The 18,878-nt window shown below is 65.9% G+C and carries 19 protein-coding genes, 2 tRNA genes and 2 pseudogenes; 8 read left to right on the forward strand and 15 right to left on the reverse strand.

Going from position 1 to position 18,878, the window contains the following annotated elements; all coding sequences use genetic code 11:
• The 6 genes from ACFE7D_RS09895 to hutI all read right to left on the reverse strand — a co-directional run.
• On the reverse strand, positions 1 to 584 hold a 584-nt coding region (locus tag ACFE7D_RS09895; protein WP_375395258.1), incomplete at its 3' end, for an MFS transporter.
• Positions 585 to 646: 62 nt separating this feature from the next.
• Complete coding sequence (locus ACFE7D_RS09900) at positions 647 to 1,195, reverse strand: HutD family protein (RefSeq protein ID WP_375395259.1); 549 nt, start codon at positions 1,193 to 1,195, stop codon at positions 647 to 649.
• Between the two features lie 5 nt (positions 1,196 to 1,200).
• Positions 1,201 to 2,868, reverse strand: a complete 1,668-nt coding sequence (gene hutU, locus ACFE7D_RS09905) for a urocanate hydratase (RefSeq protein ID WP_375395260.1) — start codon at positions 2,866 to 2,868, stop codon at positions 1,201 to 1,203.
• On the reverse strand, positions 2,865 to 3,674 hold the full coding sequence (gene hutG / locus ACFE7D_RS09910; protein WP_375395261.1) for an N-formylglutamate deformylase: 810 nt from the start codon (positions 3,672 to 3,674) through the stop codon (positions 2,865 to 2,867). Before hutG ends, hutU begins: the two co-directional genes overlap by 4 nt.
• Positions 3,671 to 3,877 (reverse strand): hypothetical protein, encoded by a 207-nt coding sequence (locus tag ACFE7D_RS09915; RefSeq protein ID WP_375395262.1) that lies wholly within the window; start codon positions 3,875 to 3,877, stop codon positions 3,671 to 3,673. The genes hutG and ACFE7D_RS09915 overlap by 4 nt, the downstream gene beginning before the upstream one ends.
• Before the next feature lie 94 nt (positions 3,878 to 3,971).
• Positions 3,972 to 5,171 carry an imidazolonepropionase gene (hutI, locus tag ACFE7D_RS09920; RefSeq protein ID WP_375395263.1) on the reverse strand — a complete coding sequence of 400 codons (1,200 nt, stop codon included), beginning with the start codon at positions 5,169 to 5,171 and terminating at the stop codon, positions 3,972 to 3,974.
• Positions 5,172 to 5,255: 84 nt separating this feature from the next.
• Here hutI and ACFE7D_RS09925 point away from each other — a divergent pair, with 84 nt between their 5' ends.
• Together ACFE7D_RS09925 and ACFE7D_RS09930 are read left to right on the forward strand one after the other, a co-directional pair.
• Positions 5,256 to 6,620, forward strand: a complete 1,365-nt coding sequence (locus tag ACFE7D_RS09925) for a formimidoylglutamate deiminase (protein ID WP_375395264.1) — start codon at positions 5,256 to 5,258, stop codon at positions 6,618 to 6,620.
• Positions 6,617 to 7,339: a UTRA domain-containing protein gene (locus ACFE7D_RS09930; RefSeq protein ID WP_375395265.1), complete on the forward strand. Its 723-nt coding sequence runs from the start codon at positions 6,617 to 6,619 to the stop codon at positions 7,337 to 7,339. The genes ACFE7D_RS09925 and ACFE7D_RS09930 overlap by 4 nt, the downstream gene beginning before the upstream one ends.
• Here ACFE7D_RS09930 and ACFE7D_RS09935 read toward each other — a convergent pair.
• Positions 7,327 to 7,484 (reverse strand): annotated as a pseudogene (locus ACFE7D_RS09935) (ATPase); the annotation flags it as partial. The gene ACFE7D_RS09930 and the pseudogene ACFE7D_RS09935 sit on opposite strands and share 13 nt — an antisense overlap.
• 32 nt (positions 7,485 to 7,516) lie before the next feature.
• On the opposite strand from ACFE7D_RS09935, the pseudogene ACFE7D_RS09940 reads away from it, so the two are divergent.
• Positions 7,517 to 7,741: pseudogene (locus tag ACFE7D_RS09940) on the forward strand (transposase); the annotation flags it as partial.
• Between the two features lie 235 nt (positions 7,742 to 7,976).
• Here the strand turns inward: ACFE7D_RS09940 and ACFE7D_RS09945 are convergent.
• The 3 genes from ACFE7D_RS09945 to dapB all read right to left on the reverse strand — a co-directional run bounded on the left by ACFE7D_RS09945 (position 7,977) and on the right by dapB (position 9,642).
• Positions 7,977 to 8,053 (reverse strand) — tRNA-Arg (locus ACFE7D_RS09945).
• A gap of 205 nt (positions 8,054 to 8,258) precedes the next feature.
• Entirely contained in the window at positions 8,259 to 8,903 is a 645-nt protein-coding gene (gene nth / locus ACFE7D_RS09950) for an endonuclease III (RefSeq protein WP_375395266.1), read from the reverse strand.
• Positions 8,904 to 8,913: 10 nt separating this feature from the next.
• Positions 8,914 to 9,642, reverse strand: coding sequence for a 4-hydroxy-tetrahydrodipicolinate reductase (gene dapB / locus ACFE7D_RS09955; RefSeq protein WP_375395267.1), 729 nt, complete (start codon positions 9,640 to 9,642; stop codon positions 8,914 to 8,916).
• Positions 9,643 to 9,991: 349 nt separating this feature from the next.
• On the opposite strand from dapB, the gene ACFE7D_RS09960 reads away from it, so the two are divergent.
• Together ACFE7D_RS09960 and ACFE7D_RS09965 are read left to right on the forward strand one after the other, a co-directional pair.
• Positions 9,992 to 10,930, forward strand: coding sequence for an alpha/beta hydrolase (locus ACFE7D_RS09960; protein ID WP_375395268.1), 939 nt, complete (start codon positions 9,992 to 9,994; stop codon positions 10,928 to 10,930).
• 173 nt (positions 10,931 to 11,103) lie between these two features.
• Entirely contained in the window at positions 11,104 to 11,817 is a 714-nt protein-coding gene (locus ACFE7D_RS09965) for an NAD-dependent deacylase (RefSeq protein ID WP_375395269.1), read from the forward strand.
• Here ACFE7D_RS09965 and ACFE7D_RS09970 read toward each other — a convergent pair.
• From ACFE7D_RS09970 to ACFE7D_RS09980, 3 genes are read right to left on the reverse strand one after another with little or no spacing between them, the layout of a single operon-like run.
• A complete protein-coding gene (locus ACFE7D_RS09970; protein ID WP_375395270.1) occupies positions 11,802 to 12,200 on the reverse strand; it encodes an acyl-CoA thioesterase in 399 nt (132 codons plus the stop codon). The two genes, ACFE7D_RS09965 and ACFE7D_RS09970, sit on opposite strands and share 16 nt — an antisense overlap.
• Entirely contained in the window at positions 12,197 to 12,778 is a 582-nt protein-coding gene (locus tag ACFE7D_RS09975; protein ID WP_375395271.1) for a DedA family protein, read from the reverse strand. Before ACFE7D_RS09975 ends, ACFE7D_RS09970 begins: the two co-directional genes overlap by 4 nt.
• 7 nt (positions 12,779 to 12,785) lie before the next feature.
• On the reverse strand, positions 12,786 to 14,846 hold the full coding sequence (locus tag ACFE7D_RS09980; RefSeq protein WP_375395272.1) for a S9 family peptidase: 2,061 nt from the start codon (positions 14,844 to 14,846) through the stop codon (positions 12,786 to 12,788).
• Positions 14,847 to 15,020: 174 nt separating this feature from the next.
• On the opposite strand from ACFE7D_RS09980, the gene ACFE7D_RS09985 reads away from it, so the two are divergent.
• A complete protein-coding gene (locus ACFE7D_RS09985) occupies positions 15,021 to 15,611 on the forward strand; it encodes a hypothetical protein (RefSeq protein ID WP_375395273.1) in 591 nt (196 codons plus the stop codon).
• Positions 15,612 to 16,042: 431 nt separating this feature from the next.
• Here the strand turns inward: ACFE7D_RS09985 and ACFE7D_RS09990 are convergent, their stop codons facing one another.
• Positions 16,043 to 16,291, reverse strand: coding sequence for a glutaredoxin domain-containing protein (locus ACFE7D_RS09990; protein ID WP_375395274.1), 249 nt, complete (start codon positions 16,289 to 16,291; stop codon positions 16,043 to 16,045).
• Between the two features lie 201 nt (positions 16,292 to 16,492).
• On the opposite strand from ACFE7D_RS09990, the gene ACFE7D_RS09995 reads away from it, so the two are divergent.
• Complete coding sequence (locus tag ACFE7D_RS09995; protein ID WP_375395275.1) at positions 16,493 to 18,307, forward strand: aminopeptidase P family protein; 1,815 nt, start codon at positions 16,493 to 16,495, stop codon at positions 18,305 to 18,307.
• Between the two features lie 45 nt (positions 18,308 to 18,352).
• Here ACFE7D_RS09995 and ACFE7D_RS10000 read toward each other — a convergent pair whose 3' ends face one another.
• Entirely contained in the window at positions 18,353 to 18,505 is a 153-nt protein-coding gene (locus ACFE7D_RS10000) for a hypothetical protein (protein WP_375395276.1), read from the reverse strand.
• 82 nt (positions 18,506 to 18,587) lie between these two features.
• Between ACFE7D_RS10000 and ACFE7D_RS10005 the strand changes: the two genes are divergently transcribed.
• Positions 18,588 to 18,662, forward strand: a tRNA-Thr gene (locus tag ACFE7D_RS10005).
• The last annotated feature ends 216 nt before the right edge of the window (positions 18,663 to 18,878 follow it).

Below are 18,878 nucleotides of genomic sequence, written 5' to 3' on the forward strand. Positions count from 1 at the left end.
AGGGTGCCGGAGACGAGCGGCGAGAGCAACGATCCGACGCTGGAGGCCAGCAGGAAGATCGCGAAGGCGTTGGTGCGTCGCGCGTCGCCGGGCGAGTAGAGGTCCCCGACCTGCGACGACAGGTTGCCGATGACACAGCCGCCCCCCACGATGAGTAGCAGGAGCGCGACGAGGAACAGCGGCGTCGATGCCATGGCCAGATGGCCAGCCGACATTATCAGCGCGCCACAGCAGATCGTGCGCGTCTTGCCGAGGAACCGGTCGGCCAGCCAGGCGCCCATCAGCGGAGTCACGTAGATCAGGCCGGCGTACATCCCATAGGTCTGGGCCGCGAAACTCAAGTCCGTCAGCGGACCGAAGACATGCTGCAGCATATCGCGGAACGCGCGCAGCCCCCACACACGATCCGCCTGCGTGCTGCGCAGCAGATCCTCGGTCATGTAGAGAAGGAGGAGCGCCTGCATCCCATAAAAGGAGAACCGCTCCCAGAGCTGCGTTCCGCACAATACGCCGAGCCCCCCCGGGTGACCCAGGAAGCCGCTGTCGCTCCGGGTATCTGTACGGTGCCGGGCATCGGGCGTCATCGGCGGCTCCATCGCACTTGAGAGGGGGAGGCGACTCCACGCGGGCGTATCGGGAGCATCGCCTATCGCCGCCGTACTTCGGCCAGCAGCACGCTGCCCTTGGCCCGGATCGTCGACCCTTGCCGAAGCCGGATCGCGTCCAGCGCCCCGAGCGCCTTCACCTCGCCGTTCACCGCCACGTCGAGCGGCGACGGCGCCACCAGGATGGTGGCGTCGCCCGTGGTCCGACGATCGATGTCGTCAAGACGTATCAGGCGGCCGGCGAACAGGCCGCGCCGGACCATCAGGTTCAGGTCGCGCACCGTGCCGTCGAGGGGACCAGCCCTGACCGGCGTCTCGCCAGCGAAACGCAGTGCCAGGTCGTCAATTCCGCGGACGGTCGGCGGCTCGGCTCCTATCCGGATGGACAACCGCCCCGACAGGACCATCAGGTGGCGATCGACACCCGGAAAGCCCGAGAAGTCGTCTTCGAGAACGACATCGGCGATGCTCAACCGCCAACCGAAGTCGCCGATCCCGGCGTCGTCGGGGTGAATCGCGACCTCCTGGGTCGTACCGCGACCGTTCTTCCAGGGTCGAGAGCGGCGATCGCAGGCCGGCAGCAGCACCATGTCCGTCACCCGATGATGCCCGGAAGGTCCAGCCCGGTCTCGCGCGCGCAGTCCAGCGCGATGTCATATCCGGCATCGGCGTGGCGCATCACGCCGGTCGCGGGATCGTTCCACAGGACGCACTCGATCCGCTTTGCCGCTTCCGGCGTGCCATCGGCCACGATCACCATGCCGCTATGCTGTGAATAGCCCATGCCGACGCCGCCGCCATGGTGCAGCGATACCCAGGTCGCACCGCTCGCGGTGTTGAGCAACGCATTGAGGAGCGGCCAGTCGGACACGGCGTCGCTGCCATCCTTCATCGCTTCGGTTTCGCGATTGGGGCTCGCGACTGACCCGCTGTCGAGATGATCGCGGCCGATCACCACCGGTGCCTTGAGCTCACCCGTTGCAACCATCTCGTTGAAGGCGAGGCCAAGGCGATGTCGGTCGCCAAGCCCGACCCAGCAGATGCGCGCGGGGAGGCCCTGGAACTGAATCTTCTCGCGCGCCATATCGAGCCAGCGGTGGAGATTGGCGTCGTCCGGCAGCAATTCCTTAACCTTGGCATCGGTCTTGTAGATATCCTCGGGATCGCCCGACAGTGCCACCCAGCGAAACGGACCGATGCCACGGCAGAAGAGCGGGCGGATATAAGCGGGGACGAAGCCCGGAAACGCGAACGCGTCCGCTACGCCCTCGTCCTTGGCGACCTGGCGGATGTTGTTCCCGTAATCGACCGTCGGAACGCCCGCTTCCTGGAAATCGAGCATCGCCTGCACATGCGTGGCCATGGATGCTTTCGCCGCCGCCGCGACCCCGGCCGGATCCTGCTCGCGCGAGGCGATCCAGCGCTCGACGCTCCAACCGGCGGGCAGATAGCCGTTGACCGGATCGTGCGCGCTGGTCTGGTCTGTCAGCAGATCGGGACGGATGCCGCGCGCGAACATTTCCGGCAGCAGCTCGGCGGCGTTGCCCAGCAGTCCGACCGAGACCGGCTTTCCGTCCAGCCTGGCCTGATCGATGATCGCCAGCGCCTCGTCGATCGTCGTTGCGCTCCGGTCGAGATAGCCGGTGCGCAGACGCATCTCGATGCGGCTCTGCTGGCACTCGATGGCAAGGCAGGAGGCGCCGGCCATTACGGCGGCGAGCGGCTGCGCCCCGCCCATCCCACCCAGGCCCGCGGTCAGCAGCCAGCGGCCGGTGAGGTCGCCGTCATAGTGCTGCCGACCCATTTCCACGAATGTCTCGTAGGTGCCCTGCACGATGCCTTGTGTGCCGATGTAAATCCACGATCCGGCGGTCATCTGGCCGTACATCGCCAGGCCCTTGCGATCGAGCTCGTCGAAATGCTCCCAGGTCGCCCATCTGGGAACGAGGTTCGAGTTGGCGATCAGCACGCGCGGCGCGTCGGCATGGGTCTTGAACACGCCCACCGGCTTGCCCGACTGGACCAGCAGCGTCTCGTCGTCCTCCAGCCGCCGCAATGTCTCGACGATCTTGTCGTAGCTTTCCCAGTCGCGCGCCGCCCGGCCGATGCCGCCATAGACGACCAGTTCCTCCGGCCGCTCGGCGACATCGGGGTGCAGATTGTTCATCAGCATCCGCAACGGGGCCTCGGTCAGCCAGCTTTTGGCGGTCAGTTCGGTGCCAGTTGCGGGGCGGATCACGCGGCTGTTGTCGAGACGGCTCATTCTTTTCCCTTTGCGAAGGCGATGCACGTTGAGAGGATGTCCGACAGCACGGGGGCGATCGCCGGTGCGGCATGGATGGGCGTCGGCCAGTTGTCCGGCGACGGATCAGCCGGCTCGTCCATATAGCCGCGCTGCGCAAGTTCCATCTGGACGGCGTGAATACCGTCGTCCGGCCGCCCGTAGTGCCGGGTCGTCCACCCCCCTCGGAAACGCCCGTCGACGACGTGGCTGTGGCCACTGCGGCCGCACAGCTCGCCGATCCTGTCGGCTAGCGCACCGGAGCAGGCGGCGCGATCGTTGGTTCCGACGCTGAACTGCGGCAGCTCGCCGTCGAATAGGCGCGGGATCCTGCTGCGGATCGAGTGGGCATCGTAGAGCACGACGCGGTGATGCACGGCGCGCAGCCGTCCGAGCTCCGCACCGATCGCGGCGTGATAGGGGTCGAAATAGGTTGCGCGGCGACGATCGATCTCCGCATTGTCTGGGCCGTCTCCAGTGTATAGCGGTTCGCCGTCGAAAGTCGTGGTCGGGCACAGTTCCGTCGTCGCTTGACCAGGATAGAGCGACCGGCCCCAAGGATCACGATTGACGTCGATCACGCTCCGCGAGATCCGCGTGCGGATGCAGGTTGCGTCGAGTTCGCGCGCGAACCGGTAAAGATCGTCGATCCACCAGTCCGCATCCTTGCGCGCCAGCCAGCCCGAGACGAACCGCATCTCGACGTCGGCCGGCATGTCGGTCCCCGTGTGGGGGAAGGCGACGATTAACGGCGCCCGCCCTCGCCGGATTTCAAGGAAGCCGCTCATGCGCGGCGCGATCGCCGGCCGGCGGTGCGCGCCGCGGGGGCGTTCAAGAGTTCGTCCGCTTCTTCAACCGTTCGCGAAATCGGTTCGCGCTCGGCTATGCTGATAGAGTGCTGAAGCATCACCGCTGCACTGTCTTCGCCTTCGGTGCCGAGCAGCGCCAGGGCCATCTTCATGAGGGAAATTGCGGTTTCCACATTGGCCATCATTCCGCCCTTTCAAACAGCCCGCGACACGCCCCGCTGGGCGTGTCGTCGCTTCGGAACTGGGCAGGCGAACGCTCCCGCTTCCGCACGACGCTCATTGCCCCTTCCAAACGCGGGCATGAAGTGGGTTGAAGCCCATGCGATAGACCAGTTCGGCCGGACGCTCGACGTTCCATACTGCGAGGTCGCAGCGCTTGCCGGCGTCCAGCGTGCCGATCTCCCCGGCGAGCCCCAACGCGCGCGCCGCGTTTCGCGTCACGCCGGCAAGGCACTCGTCGACGGTCAGGCGGAACAGGGTGGCCGCCATGTTCATCGCAAGCAGCAGCGAGGTGAGCGGCGAGGTGCCGGGATTGCAGTCCGTCGCGATCGCGATCGGCACGCCGGCGGCGCGCAGCGCCGCGATTGGCGGCAGCCGTGTCTCGCGAACGAAATAGAAGGCGCCCGGCAGCAGCGTCGCGACGGTGCCGGCGCGCGCCATCGCGGCGATGCCGGCGTCGTCGAGATATTCGAGATGATCGGCCGAGAGCGCGCCGTACCGCGCCGCCAGCGCTCCCCCGCCCAGGTTCGAAAGCTGATCGGCGTGAAGCTTGACGGGGAGGCCCAGCGCCGCGGCGGCGGCGAGAACGCGCTCGGTATGCGCCGGACTGAAGCCGATACCCTCGCAAAAGACGTCGACAGCGTCGACCAGCCCCTCGGCGGCGGCCGCCGGCAGCATGTCGTCGCACACGGCCGCGACGTAAGCGCCCGCGTCGCCCGCATATTCCGGCGGCACGGCGTGGGCGCCGAGGAAGGTCGTGACGACGCCGACGCGGCGTTCGCGGCCCAGGCGCCGCGCGACGCGAAGCATCCTGATCTCCGCATCTCGCTCCAGTCCATAGCCGGACTTGATCTCGACCGTGGTGAGGCCCTCGCCGATCAGGGCGTCGAGCCGCGGCAAGGCGGTCGCCACCAGGGCGTCCTCGCCGGCCTCACGCGTCGCCCGCATCGTCGAGGCGATGCCGCCGCCGGCGTGCGCGATGTCCTCGTAGGAGGCGCCTTGCAGGCGCAACTGGAACTCGTGCGAACGGTCGCCGCCGTGAACGAGATGGGTGTGGCAGTCGATCAGCCCGGGCGTCACCCACCGGCCGTCGCATCGCGTCTCCTCGACGGCGTCGAAATCCGGCGCATCACTCGCCGGTCCCGCATAGACGATCCGGTCGCCGCGCGACGCGATCACGCCGTCTTCAACGATCCCCAGATCCCGACCGACCATGCTCATGAGGCGAGCGTCGCGCCAAATTCGATCGCATTGCACGTTACCGCTCCGCCGTTATAAAATCGCTATAGCAACGCCATTTGCTTTTGTCTAGACATAATGGACGAAGCTAAGGAGAGTTCGATGGCTGCTGAAACTGCGCTACATTTCGACAGGTTTCTGCTGCCTGCCGGATGGAAGCAAAACGTCCGGGTGCGCGTGAGAGACGGGCAATTCGCCGAGATCGCCCCGGACTCCGAGGCGGAAGCCGGCAGGGAGCGGTACGCCATCGGCCTACCTGGCCTGTCGAACCTTCACAGCCACGCCTTTCAGCGTGGCATGGCGGGGCTTGCCGAAAAGCGGAGTCTCTCGTCGGACAGTTTCTGGACGTGGCGCGATGTCATGTACCGGTTCGTAGACCGGCTGACGCCGGATGATCTCTTTTCGATCGCCAGCCTGGCGTACGCCGAAATGCTCGAGACCGGCTTCACGCGGGTCGGCGAATTCCATTATCTTCACCACGATCGAGACGGTTCGATGTTCGCGGACAGCGCCGAAATGAGCGGCGCGATTTTCGCGGCAGCGGAAGAAACCGGGATCGCGCTGACCCATCTGCCGGTATTTTATGCTCATTCCGGGTTCGGCGGCCTTCCCCCAACGGAGAACCAGCGCCGGTTCGTTCACGACGTCGACAGCTTCGCCCGGCTCATGTCGGCGTTGGAGCCGATGCGCAACGCCCTGCCGGATGCCGTGCTCGGGATCGCTCCGCACAGTCTTAGGGCAACCACGCCCGGTGAGCTGTCGGAACTGATCGGGCAATTCGGCCGTGGCCCGATCCACATGCACGTCGCCGAACAAATACGGGAAGTCGACGACTGCGTCGCCTCGACGGGCCGACGTCCTGTCGAGTGGCTGCTGGAAAACGCGGCGCCGGACGAGCGGTGGTGTCTCGTCCATGCGACTCACATGACCGATGAGGAGACACGGCGGCTGGCGCTTAGCGGCGCGGTGGTGGGGCTTTGCCCGATCACGGAGGCCAATCTGGGTGACGGATTTTTCCCGATCGAGCGTTACCTGCAATCGAACGGGCGCTTTGGCTTGGGGAGCGACTCGAATGTCCTGATCGATGCGTCGGAGGAAATGCGGCTGCTTGAATACGGTCAGCGCCTCGTGCACCGGCAACGCAATCTGATATCGACCGCCGACCGGCGTTCTACCGGATCGAACATTTTTCATGCCGCCATGGAGGGAGGGGCGCAGGCACTTGGCGGAACCGCAGGCATCGCGACCGGATCGTCCGCAGATCTCATCAGCATCCGAGCCGACCACCCCTCCCTTGTCGGCCGACACGGCGACGACGTTCTGGACAGCTGGGTCTTCGCCGCAGGTCGCGATGCGATCGATTGCGTTTGGAGGCGGGGCGTGAAGGTGGTTAGTGAGGGCCGTCATCAGCGTCGATCGTCGATCGTCGATCGCTACTCCAGAACGCTGAACAGGTTGACGATATGAGCGAAACGGCACTTCATGAAAGGATCCGTGCCGACATCGAGGGTCAGATCCTCTCGGGTGCCGTTTTGCCTGGCGGAAAGATTCCATCCGAGCTCGAATTGATGGAGGTCTATGGCTGCTCGCGGGCCACGGTGAACAAGGCGCTATCGCGGCTGAATGACGCCGGGCTGGTTTACCGCCGACGGAAAGTCGGAACGGTGGTTGCCAAGCCGGCCAATCAATCCATGGTGCTCGATGTTCCTGATTTGCGTACGGAAATTGCTCAGCGCGGCCAGACGTATCGCTATCACGTCGTTGACAGGGTCATCCGGAGTGCGGCCAGAAACAATGACGAGGAAAAGCGACTTGCGGGAAAAGGCCGCCTTCTTTTCGTCAAGGGCGTGCACATTGCTGACGACAGGCCGTTCGCGTTCGAGGAGCGATTAATTAGTCTTGCGACGGTGCCCACGATAGTCAAAGCGGACTTTACATTCGAGCCACCCGGATCATGGCTTTTGGAACATATCGCCTGGACGGAAGCAGAAAATATAATCGGAGCGACTGCAGCTTCCGAAGAATGTGCGGCTTGCCTTGCTATTCCGGTTGATAGTTCATGCCTGCTGGTCGAGCGACGGACCTGGCGGGGTGAGGAAGGGATCACTCAGGTTCGTCAGCAGTTCGCGGCAGGCAGCTATAATTTGATCGCGCGATTTGGACCTGATCAGGGAAAGAAACAATAGCGAATCTCGCCGAGGATCACGAGGTCGAGAGGCGCGAGGTGGTCGGCGATGCCACCGGGCTTGCTGGCCCGTGCATCGGCCTCGAGCCCGTTCACCAGTCGACCGTGTTGTAGCGGCTGCGCATGCAGGCCCGATCCAGGGCGATATGGTGCATCCCTATCAGCGTAGTCGAGAAGGCTTGACGATCTAATCTACAAACAAGGTGGCGAACCGGTCAATCCGCCGCGCCGCCACCGCAAATATCAGCACCGCTATGACCGCACTGCCTACAAACAGCGATGGGCCATCGAAGGTTTTTCGCCATGTCAGACAATGGCGCAGGATCGCCACACGCTGCGACAAGCTCGCCGCCAACTCCTCGCCTTCCCAAAGCTCGCCAGCATCATGCTATGGCTCAAATAGTTAATGGTCACCACCGCCTAGAGCCTTTCGGACAGGCAGTTACCGGACGGGTGGGCGGTCACGCTGCCAAGCGTGGTATTTGACTATCAAGTCGGAAAAGCGCGAGGCCACAATTAGAGGGATCGGGTATTGCGAGTTCCCCCAACCACCGATACCGAATAGTCCCAGAGCTTGGCTTTTCGGTTGGCGGCTAATAGATTGGGGAAGTGCTACTCGCACTACGACTATGCGGCAATGGTGCACCCGACAGGATTCGAACCTGTGACCTACGCCTTCGGAGGGCGCCACTCTATCCAGCTGAGCTACGGGTGCGTATTGCTTACGTGGTGCTTACGTGAATTTCCCGGAGGTTCCAAGCTATCCTCGTTAGCGCCGTAACGTATTGAAACTAAATCCTCATTTTGCCTTCGCTCCCGTTCGCTCGGACTTGACAGCTGCCTTCGGAGGGCAGCGCTCTATCCAGCTGAGCTACGGGTGCCTGAGCGATCGATCGCGTAGCAGGCGGGTGGCTCTGGCGCTAGTCCTTTGGCGGCGGGGTCTTGGGTTTGAACGCACACAGGTCGGCGACGATGCAGCGCCAGCATTCGGGTCGCCGCGCCTTGCACACATAGCGCCCGTGCAGGATCAGCCAGTGATGCGCGTGGCCCCGGAACGGGGCGGGGGTGACCCTGTCGAGCGCAAGTTCCACCGCCAGCGGCGTCTTGCCGGGCGCGAGGCCGGTGCGGTTGCCGACGCGGAAGATATGCGTGTCCACCGCGAACGTCTCCGCGCCGAACGCCACGTTCATGACGACGTTCGCGGTCTTGCGGCCGACGCCGGGCAGCGCCTCCAGCGCGCCGCGGTCCGCGGGGACCACGCCGCCGTGATCGCGGATCAGCGCTTCGGACAGCGCGATGACGTTCTTCGCCTTGGTGTTGAACAGGCCGATCGTGCGGATGTGCTGCTTCAGCACGTCGATCCCGAGCGCGACCATCTGCGCGGGCGTATGGACGTCGGCGAACAGCGCGCGCGTCGCCTTGTTGACGCCGACATCGGTCGCCTGCGCGGACAGCACGACCGCGACGAGCAGCTGATAGACGTTGTCCGACGCCAGCTCGGTTTCCGGGTGCGGATTGTCCGCCGCCAGCCGCGCGTAGAATTCGACGACCGCCGTCTTCTTCATCCGGCGCTGCTCACAGGCCCAGCACGTCGCCCATCGCATAGCGTCCCGGCGTGCGCCCGGCGAGCCACAGGCCTGCGCTGACCGCGCCCTTGGCGAAGATCGACCGGTCGTCGCCGCGGTGGTTCAGTTCGATCCGCTCGCCTTCGCTCGCGAAGATCACGCTATGGTCGCCGACCACCGATCCGCCGCGCAAGCTCGCGAAGCCGATCGTCCCTTCGGACCGTGCGCCGACCAGCCCGGCGCGGCTGTCGACGCGCACCGCGCCAAGCGTCGTGCCGCGCCCCGCCGCCGCCGCCTCGCCGAGCAGCAGCGCGGTACCCGACGGCGCGTCGACCTTGTGGCGGTGGTGCATCTCCAGGATCTCGATGTCCCAATCCGCCCCCAGCCGCGCCGCGGCCTCGCGCACCAGGATCCGCAGCAGCGCGACGCCGAGCGAGGTATTGCCGGTCTGCAGCACCGCGATCTGCGCGGCGGCGGCGTCGAGCGCGCGCTGGTCCGCGGCGCCGAGGCCGGTGGTGCCGATGACGATCGGCGTCCCCGCCGCGACCGCGGCGGCCAGATGCGGCTGGAGCGCGGTCGGGGTGGAGAAATCGACCAGCACGTCGGACGTGCGCGCCAGTGCGGCGGGATCGTCGCCCGCCTCCGCGCCCCCCGCCAGCGTCGCGCCCGCATCCTCGATCGCGGCGACGATCGCGCGGCCCATGCGTCCGGCGACTCCGTAGATGCCGATGGAGGTCATTGGGGGGCGGTGGGGCGGGGGGCTTGCATGGGCGCATCTTTGCACGAAGCGGGCGGCGGGGAACAGATGGGATTGCGGTCGATATGCGCGTCTCTTGGTGGGGGGACGACAGCAAGCGTTCGAGTCTGGCCGTTCGTCCGATCTACCGCCATTCGAAACTGGTCGCGGGACGCAATGGGAAAATTGTTTATTTGCGCGATGGGCTTCGGTCGCTAGCCTCGCCGATAGCAAACATGCTCAACCTGAAAGCATGACGTCCTTTCGAAACAGGAGATACGGTTTGTCACGGTTCCGGTTCGTCGTGCCCTCTCTCCTCGCAATCGGCATCGCTGGTGCGGCCTGCGGTCAGGTGAGCAAGACCGACCACGCGCCTGCGAACGTTGTCCTCCCGAAGATGGAGCGTGCAGGCGTATGGCAGCCTGCCGATGGTGGTGTTCAGATGCCGCTTTGGCCCGCGAGCACGCCTCTCGCCAAGCCCGACTCCGGCGATCGGCCCGAGGGGACCGGTAACGGCACGGGCCTTATGGGAGGGCGCAAATGGCATTGGGCGAGCTACGTCACCCGGCCGACCATGACCCTCTATCGACCGAAGGAACGCAATGGCGGAGCCACCATGCTGGTCCTGCCGGGCGGCGGTTTCGAAGTCATCGCGACCGACCTTGAAGGCACCGAAATCTGCGATTGGGTGGTGCAGCAGGGGATGACCTGTGCGGTGCTGAAATACCGGGTGCCGCAATTGTGGCCGCAGAAGAACGGCAAGCAACAGCGGCCCAAAAAATTATTGGGCCTGGAAGACGCACAGCGCGCGATGGGGCTGCTGCGGCAGCAGGCTTCGTCCTACGGGATCGATCCGCACAAGATCGGCGTGATCGGCTTTTCGGCGGGAGCCTATCTGGCGGCGGCCATGAGCAATACGGAAGAGCGCACCTATCCGCGTGCGGACGCGGCTGACCGGCAATCGCCACGGCCCGATTTCGCGATCGTCGCCTACACGGCGCGTATGCTGGATGATAGAAAGGGCAGGAACAGTCTCGAACTCAAGCCATGGGTTACCATCAGTCCCAAGGCACCACCGACGCTGATCCTTCATGCGATGAACGATCCCATAGACGAGATCCGAGAGCCGATGGCCTATGCCTTGGCGCTCAGTGATGCGGGCGTGCCGGTCGATATGCGGCTCTATGCCAAGGGAGGCCATGCCTTCGGGATGCGACCGACAGCCGATCCGATCTCGCGGGAATGGCCCGGGCAGGTCAAGCAGTGGCTGCACAACATCGGCATGTTGTGACGGCGAGGGCGCTGTGAGCGGCCGCTCGGCGGCTCACTTCCAGGAACGCGTGTTTTCCCATTCGAACCTTTCCGAACGCTGACCACGCGAGCTATCGCCGCTACGTCACCGCAAAGCCGCGGTACCGCATCCACCATTTCTACCCACCCCCATCCCCCGCTATACCCAACCCGATGCCCCACCCCCAGACCATCGTCGTCCTCACCGGTGCCGGCATCTCCGCCGAGAGCGGGATCGCGACCTTCCGCGGTCCCGGCGGATTGTGGGAGGGGCACCGGGTCGAGGACGTCTGCACGCCCGAGGCTCTCGCTGCCGATCCGGTGCTGGTCCACCGCTTCTACGATGCGCGGCGGGCGGCGCTGGGCGGGGTCATGCCCAACGCGGCGCATGATGCGCTCGCGCGGCTGGATGCAGGGTGGCGGGGAGAGCTGCTGATCGTGACGCAGAATGTCGACGATCTGCACGAGCGCGCGGGGACGCGGCGGTTGCTGCACATGCACGGCGAATTGCGATCGGCGCTGTGCGCGGCGTGCGGTTCGCGGGGTCCGCATGACGGGCCGTTGCCGCCGGGGTCGGCGTGCGGCGGCTGCGGGGCGGGGGTGGTGCGGCCGGACATCGTGTTCTTCGGCGAGATGCCGTACGCGATGGAGCGGATCGAGGCGGCGCTGGCGACGGCGGACCTGTTCGTGTCGATCGGCACGTCGGGCGCGGTGTATCCTGCCGCCGGGTTCGTGCAGACCGCGCGGGCGTATGGCGCGGCGACGCTGGAGCTGAACCTCGAGCGGTCGGCCGGGTCGGGCTGGTTCGACGAGACCCGGCTGGGCGCGGCGGGTGCGCTGGTGCCGGATTGGGTGGATAGCCTGCTGGCGGTTCAGCCGCTGCCGTAGAAGGGTGCGGCGATGTCGGGGCGGACGCGCATCAGGCGACCGCTCGCCCGGTCCAGCAGCGCCCAGGTGGTGACCGCCTCAACCGTCACCCGGCCGTCCGCGGTCAGAAAGCGCACATTGCGACCGAACCGCGCGCCGGCCGGGGCGGCGTCGACCCATGTCTCGCCGATCGCGGTTTCGCCTGCCGCGATATTGGCACGGTAATCGACGACGTGACGGGTGATGACCCAGCTATGCGCCGCCTGGTGATCCGCGGGCGCGACCGCTTCCCAGTGCGCGACCGCGATTTCCTGGATCCAGCGGACCCACACCGCATTGTTGACATGGCCGTTCGCGTCGATGTCCGCGGCGGTCGCGGTGAAGGTCATGGTGAAGCGGGTCATCCTCGCGGCCTCCCGCGCCAGCGCTGCCAGGCCAGCCGTCCGACCTGCGCCGCGACCGCCACGCCGCCCAATATGCCGACGGCGGCGAGCAGCAGCGGCGTGCCGGGGACGAAGCGGTGGAGCAGATGTTCGAAGCGCCGCCCGGCCAGATAGCCGATGGTGGTGAAGGTCACACCCCACACGATCGCCGCCACGATGTTGACGATCAGGAAGGTCCGCGCCTCGACCCGGCTGGTGCCGATCGCGATCGGACTGACGGTGCGCAGGCCGTAGATGAAGCGGAACGCGAAGATGAAGCCGATCGGATAGCGTTCCAGCCAGCCGGTCGCGCGCGCGAAAGCCGGCTTCTCGCGCACGCCCCGCACCCAGCGATGGTCGCGGAAACGCCGCCCGCCCAGGAAGAACAGCTGGTCCGCCACGAACGATCCGGCGGACGCCGCCGCCATCGCCCCCGGCAGCGGGAAATAGCCCCGGTGCGCCAGCAAGCCGCCGCCGACGACGACGGTTTCGCCCTCGACGCCTGCGCCCACGAACAGGGCGGCGAGCCCGTAATGCTGGAGGATGGCTTCCAGGCTCACCTCTGGCCTACGCGTCGATACCGAGTTGCCACAGCACGAAGGCGTGTTCCTCCGCCCCCTCGCGCAAGCTTTCGAACCGCCCCGACTTGCCGCCGTGCCCCGCGCCCATGTTGGTCTTCAGCAGCAGGATATTGTCGTCGGTCCTGGTGGCGCGCAATTTCGCCGCCCATTTGGCGGGCTCCCAATAGGTGACGCGCGGATCGTTCAGCCCGCCGGAGATGAACAGCGGCGGATAGGCCTGGGCGCGGACCTGATCGTAGGGGCTGTACGAGCGGATGAGGGCGAACGCCTCGGCATCCTCGATCGGGTTGCCCCATTCGGGCCATTCGCCCGGCGTCAGCGGCAGGTCGGCGTCGAGCATCGTGTTGAGCACGTCGACGAACGGCACGTCCGCGATCACCGCGCCCCACAGATGCGGGTCGGAATTGACGACCGCCCCCATCAGCTCGCCCCCCGCCGACCGCCCCGCGATCGCGATCTTCCCCGCCGCGGTCCATCCGCCATCGATCAGCCCCTTTGCGACATCGACGAAATCGGTGAAGCTGTTCGCGCGCTTCGCCAGCTTGCCGTCGTGATACCATTGCTGCCCAAGATCGTCGCCGCCGCGGATATGCGCGATGGCATAGGCGAGCCCGCGGTCGAGTAGCGACAGCCGCCCGGTCGAGAAGCCCGGCGGGATCGCATGGCCGTAGGCGCCGTATGCGTAGAGGAACAACGGCCGGCTGCCGTCCTTCGGGAAGTCGGCGGGATATACGATCGACACCGGCACCATCGTCCCGTCGCGCGCCGCGATCTTCAGCCGCTCGGTCTGGTAGCCGCTGCCGTCATATCCCGACGGGATTTCCTGCACCTTCAGCACGGTCAGCGCACGCGTACCTACGTCATAGTCGTACACGGTGCCCGGCGTGACCATCGATTCATAGCCGAGCCGAAGCACCGGCATGTCATATTCGGGATTGTCGCCCAGCCCCGCGGCATAGCTCGCCTCGGGGAAGTCGATCCATTCCGGCGTGGCCGGGGCGTCGTAGCGGTGGATCGCGACCCGATCGAGCCCGTCCTCGCGCCCCTCGACCACGAAATAGTCGCGGTAGCATTCGACCCCGGTCATGTAGAAATGCGGGTCGGGCGCGATCAGTTCGGTCCATTCGCCCGGCGTATCGATCGACGCGGTGACCAGGCGGAATTGCGGGTCGGTGTCGTTGGTGTGGATGAACAGCGTGCCGTCATGCTCGTCGACGTCGTACTCGCGCCCCTCCTTGCGCGCGGCGACCAGCAGCGGTGTCGCGAACGGATCGTTCGCGGGCAGCAGGTAGATCTCGCTGGTGGTGTGATCCCCCGTCGCGATGACGATCCAGTTGCGCGCGCTCGTCTCCGCCACCGCGACGCGGTAGCCTTCGTCGGCCTCGTGGAACAGCTCGACATCGTCGGCGACCGGCGTGCCCAGCCGGTGGAAGCGCGCATTGTCCGTCCGCCACTGGTCGTTCGCGACGCCGTACAGGAAGCCCGTGTCGTCGGTGGTCCAGACGATGTCGGACAGCATGCCGGGGATGATGTCGGGCAGGTGTTCGCCGGTGGTCAGGTCCTTGACCCGCACCTCGAACCGCTCCGCGCCGCTGTCGTCGATCGCATAGGCGAGGAAGCGCGCATTGTTGCTGATCGCGAACGCGCCGAGACGGAAATACTCGTGCCCCTCCGCCAGCGCGGTCTCGTCGAGCAGCAACTCGTCCGCGCCGCCCGCGACGGGCTTGCGCCACCATTTGCGATACTGTCCGCCCGTCTCGAACGCGGTCCAGTACAGCCAGTCGCCATCCTTTTGCGGCACGGAGGATTCGTCCTCCTTGATGCGCCCCTTCATCTCTTCGTACAGCCGGTCGACCAGCGGCTTGTGCGGGGCCATCATGGTCTCGAAATACGCGTTCTCCTCCCCGAGATAGGCGAGGATGTCGGCGTCCTTCACGTCCGGGTAGTTGGGGTCCTTCAGCCAGGCATAGGGATCGTCGATCATGACGCCGTGCATGGTGAAGGCGTGCGGGCGGGTGGCGGCGACGGGGGGCCTGGGTGCGGTCATGCGCGGCGTCTTAGCGGGGGATGGTGGTGGGGGGTAGGTGGTGTGGGGATGTTGCTGGGCTGGACTGGGCTGGGCTGGACTGGCCGTCGACGACGCGGCGGCGGCGATCGTATGGATTGCGATCTGGCGGGTCATCGACCAGACTGCGTGCAAACCGGACGATGGGACTCGGCTATGATCAGGCAAGTGATGTTGGCGTTGTCGGCGATGACCGGTGCGGCCGCTCAGGGTCAGCAGCCTCCTTCGTTCGCGGCGGATGAACCCGACCCCGTCGCCGTCCGCATCATGGACGTCTATGCGCGATGTGCGGTTGCGCATAATGCCAAACGTGCGGCGCGCATCGTCGAGACGGATTATCGGAGCGCTGACTATCAGCCGGCCTTGCGGTCTTTCGCGCTTGACGAACGGTCCTGCGTCCCGCGAGCAGGAAAGCTGAAGTTTAAACCCGTGGTCTTTGCGGGGCTGATGGCGGAAGAGCTTCTTCGGCGTCGGCATGTGGACGTCGGGGCTTTAAAGGATGCGCAGACCCCGGCAGAGCCAAATGGTTTCGTTGCCTGCGTCATCAAAACGGAATCACTTAAGGTGTCAGCGCTATTTCTGACCGCACCAGCATCTTTGGCTGAAAAGAAAGCCATCTCTCCTTTGACCAGAGCCGCGGTCGATTGCCTTCCGCGGGATCAGGTGCCGTTGACGAACATGGTCATCTTTCGCGCGGAACTTGCATTGGTGTCTTACCAGTTCGCGAAGCGAGACGGCTTGGTTTGATTGGCTACGACCAGGTCCCCTTCTGTCGCTGCGGCGGTGATAGCACACAGCGGTCGGTCGATTGAGAAGCGTCATCCCGGGCTTGTCCCGGGATCCAGAGTCTCGGGCGACGGACCTTGGGGCTCTGGATGCCGGGCCGAGCCCGGCATGACGGTGTTCTCCGTCTAAGCCTCCAATAAGATCGATCGTCGAAGCGCAAACCGCACCCTCGCAATGTTGGATTTTCCGTGCGACGTACTCGCTCATGTCGGCAACGCGCGTCTCGATCCGGTGGTCTTCGAAAAACACGTCTGGCCCCCGTGCGAGGCGATTCCCGGCGTGACGTAGTGTCCACTTCGTCCACTTCCGATTGCGTTTAGTGCAATCGTCGACCCTGCGGCGGCGATGGTCCGACGCAAATCGGCCGGCCCGCGCGACCCCCGCGCCCGCCGTCACCGCGCCTCCAGATACGCCTCCAGATCGTCCGCGCCGCCGATCCTCTTCCCGCCGATGAAGACCTGCGGCGTCGTCTCGACGCCCTCCTTCGCCTCGTACGCATCGACCGCGTCGCGCGATCGCAGGATATGCTCCTCGACGTCATATCCCGCCGCCTGCAGCAGCTGCCTGGCGCGCACCCCGAAGGGACAGATATGGTCGGGCAGGACCATGCGGTACAAGATCGCCTGCTTGTCCTTCGCCATCGTTCGTCTTCCTCTGTTCACCCGATCGACGAACGAATCCGCTGCTCGGTTCCAGCGGCTGTCCTACAAACGGCGTATCTGGCATGAGCACCGGATGGATCGCCACCGCCTTGCCCATCGCCCCCCGATTCCGGAAGGCATACCGGGCCTGAATTTCCGCGACTTCCGTAAACTTTGTAAACTTAGCCGATGAGAGACCGAGTGCCAGACCATCACGATCGCCTCGTCGCGCTTCGGCGGCAATTGGTGCAGGACGGGCTCGACGGGTTCGTCGTGCCGCTGACCGACGAGCATATGAGCGAATATGTCGGTGCCTATGCGCAGCGGCTCGGCTGGCTGACTGGGTTCCAGGGATCGGCGGGGACGGCGGTGGTGCTGCCCGAGGACGCGGCGATCTTCACCGACGGGCGCTACACGCTGCAGGTGCGCGAGCAGGCGTCCGCGGACGACTGGCGGTTCGTGGACGTCCCGCAGGCGAGCGTCGCGGGCTGGCTGGCCGATCATGCCGCCGACGGCGCGCGGATCGGGTACGATCCGTGGCTGCACACCCGCGCCTGGCTGACCGAAGCTAGGGCCGCGCTGGCGGAAAAGGGCGCGGTGCTGGTGCCGGTCGATACCAATCCGGTCGATGCGGTCTGGCCCGATCGCCCCGCACCGTCCGATGCACGGCTGACGGTGCATGGCGACCAGGTGGCCGGGGCCAATTCCGCCGCCAAGCGCGCTGGGATCGCCGACTGGCTGGCCGAAAAGCGCGCCGACGCGGTCGTGCTGTCCGCGCTCGATTCGATCGCCTGGGCGCTGAACGTGCGCGGCGGCGATGTCGATCACACGCCGGTCGCGCTCGCTTATGCGATCGTCGGCAGCGATGGCACGACCGACCTGTTCGTCGCGCCCGAGAAGATCGACGATGCGGTGCGCCAGCATCTGGGGAATGCGGTGCGCATCCACGACGGGTCGGCGTTTGCGGGGGCACTGGCGGGCTATGCGGGCAAGCGCGTCGTCGCCGATCCCGAACGCGCGGTCTCGGCGATCTTCGACGCGCTGGAGGCGGGCGGGGCGACGGTCGTGCCTTTGCGCGATCCGGTCGTGCTGCAAAAGGCGCTGAAGAACGCGGCCGAAGTCGCGGGACACCGCGCCGCCTCCGCACGCGACGGGGCGGCGCTGACGCGCTTCCTGCGCTGGGTGGAGACCGAATGCGGGAAGGGCGGCCAGACCGAACTCTCCGCCGCCGCCAGGCTGCTGGCGTTCCGGCAGGACAGCGGCATGCTGCTCGATCTCAGCTTCCCGTCGATCTCGGCCACCGGCGCGCACGGGGCGATCCCGCATTATCACGTCACCGAGGACTCGAACGCGCCGATCCTCCCGGGGCAATTGTACCTGATCGATTCGGGCGGCCAATATGCCGACGGCACCACCGACGTGACCCGCGTGATGCCGATCGGTGCGCTCGCCAAAGAACAGAGCGCGGAGATGCGCGACCGATTCACCCGCGTGCTGAAGGGGCATATCGCCATCGCCACCGCGGTCTTTCCGGACGGCACGACGGGTGGCCAGATCGACGCCTTCGCCAGGCGACCCTTGTGGGAGGCCGGGCTCGATTTCGCGCATGGCACCGGCCACGGAATCGGCAGCTACCTGGCGGTGCACGAGGGGCCGCAGCGGATCGCGAAGCCCGATTATCCGGGCGCCGCCGCGCTGGAGCCGCTGCGCGCGGGGATGATGCTGTCGAACGAGCCGGGCTATTACAAGGCGGGCGAATACGGCATCCGGATCGAGAACCTGCTGCTGATCGAGGAACGCGTCGTCGCAGGGGGCGATCCCGACCGCGTCATGCTCGGCTTCGAGACGCTGACCTTCGCGCCGATCGAGCGCGACCTGATCGAACCGGCGCTGCTCGATCCCGACGAGTTGTCCTGGCTCGACGCCTATCACGCCAGCGTGATCGCGGTGATCGGTCCGCTGTTGCAGGGGGATGATGCGGCATGGCTGGCCCGCAAATGCGCGCGCATCGGCTGACGCGAATGCTCGTGATGCCCGGCTGCGGGGGGGGCGGACATGGTCCTATGCGAGCGGGGAGCGATCCGGATCGGCGGGGTCGGCGGCGGCGGGCGTCGACGGATCGACCGCCAGCACCGCCTTGCGCCGCCGCAGATTGGCGCGCAATGCCGCGGCCAACCGCGCGTCCCGTTCGGCCTTGCTGTCCTTCTGCGCCATCGGGGGTCGGCTAGCGCGCGCCGTCCGCCTTGACAATCATCCCCCCCTCCGCTCTAGGCGCGCTTCCGTCCAACGGACGAGTGCTGCCGTAGCTCAGTGGTAGAGCGCATCCTTGGTAAGGCTGAGGTCGTGAGTTCAATCCTCACCGGCAGCACCAGTCATTTTTATCCGGCAGTCGCCGAAACTACGAGAATATCGCATTACGCCACCCCTGATCCGCGCACCATGCGATCAAATGGTGAGATCAATTCGGCGAGAAGTTGAAACCCGCGAAGCTGTACCTGAGCGACATCGATGGCTCCGCTGGTCGTTCTAGGACGCGATCGTGCCCCACGGCGTGGTGTAGCTTCGCCGGTGTGATCACGGCGATCTC

The sequence above is a fragment of the uncultured Sphingomonas sp. genome, assembly GCF_964244235.1.
GTDB lineage: Bacteria > Pseudomonadota > Alphaproteobacteria > Sphingomonadales > Sphingomonadaceae > Sphingomonas.

Excerpts from the sequence above, each read along its gene's own strand:
- ACFE7D_RS09900 (WP_375395259.1), bottom strand. The coding sequence starts at position 1,195 with ATGGTGCTGCTGCCGGCCTGCGATCGCCGCTCTCGACCCTGGAAGAAC.
- hutU (WP_375395260.1), bottom strand. The coding sequence starts at position 2,868 with ATGAGCCGTCTCGACAACAGCCGCGTGATCCGCCCCGCAACTGGCACC.
- hutG (WP_375395261.1), bottom strand. The coding sequence starts at position 3,674 with ATGAGCGGCTTCCTTGAAATCCGGCGAGGGCGGGCGCCGTTAATCGTC.
- ACFE7D_RS09915 (WP_375395262.1), bottom strand. The coding sequence starts at position 3,877 with ATGGCCAATGTGGAAACCGCAATTTCCCTCATGAAGATGGCCCTGGCG.
- ACFE7D_RS09925 (WP_375395264.1), top strand. The coding sequence starts at position 5,256 with ATGGCTGCTGAAACTGCGCTACATTTCGACAGGTTTCTGCTGCCTGCC.
- ACFE7D_RS09930 (WP_375395265.1), top strand. The coding sequence starts at position 6,617 with ATGAGCGAAACGGCACTTCATGAAAGGATCCGTGCCGACATCGAGGGT.
- nth (WP_375395266.1), bottom strand. The coding sequence starts at position 8,903 with ATGAAGAAGACGGCGGTCGTCGAATTCTACGCGCGGCTGGCGGCGGAC.
- dapB (WP_375395267.1), bottom strand. The coding sequence starts at position 9,642 with ATGACCTCCATCGGCATCTACGGAGTCGCCGGACGCATGGGCCGCGCG.
- ACFE7D_RS09965 (WP_375395269.1), top strand. The coding sequence starts at position 11,104 with ATGCCCCACCCCCAGACCATCGTCGTCCTCACCGGTGCCGGCATCTCC.
- ACFE7D_RS09970 (WP_375395270.1), bottom strand. The coding sequence starts at position 12,200 with ATGACCCGCTTCACCATGACCTTCACCGCGACCGCCGCGGACATCGAC.
- ACFE7D_RS09980 (WP_375395272.1), bottom strand. The coding sequence starts at position 14,846 with ATGACCGCACCCAGGCCCCCCGTCGCCGCCACCCGCCCGCACGCCTTC.
- ACFE7D_RS09985 (WP_375395273.1), top strand. The coding sequence starts at position 15,021 with ATGATCAGGCAAGTGATGTTGGCGTTGTCGGCGATGACCGGTGCGGCC.
- ACFE7D_RS09990 (WP_375395274.1), bottom strand. The coding sequence starts at position 16,291 with ATGGCGAAGGACAAGCAGGCGATCTTGTACCGCATGGTCCTGCCCGAC.
- ACFE7D_RS10000 (WP_375395276.1), bottom strand. The coding sequence starts at position 18,505 with ATGGCGCAGAAGGACAGCAAGGCCGAACGGGACGCGCGGTTGGCCGCG.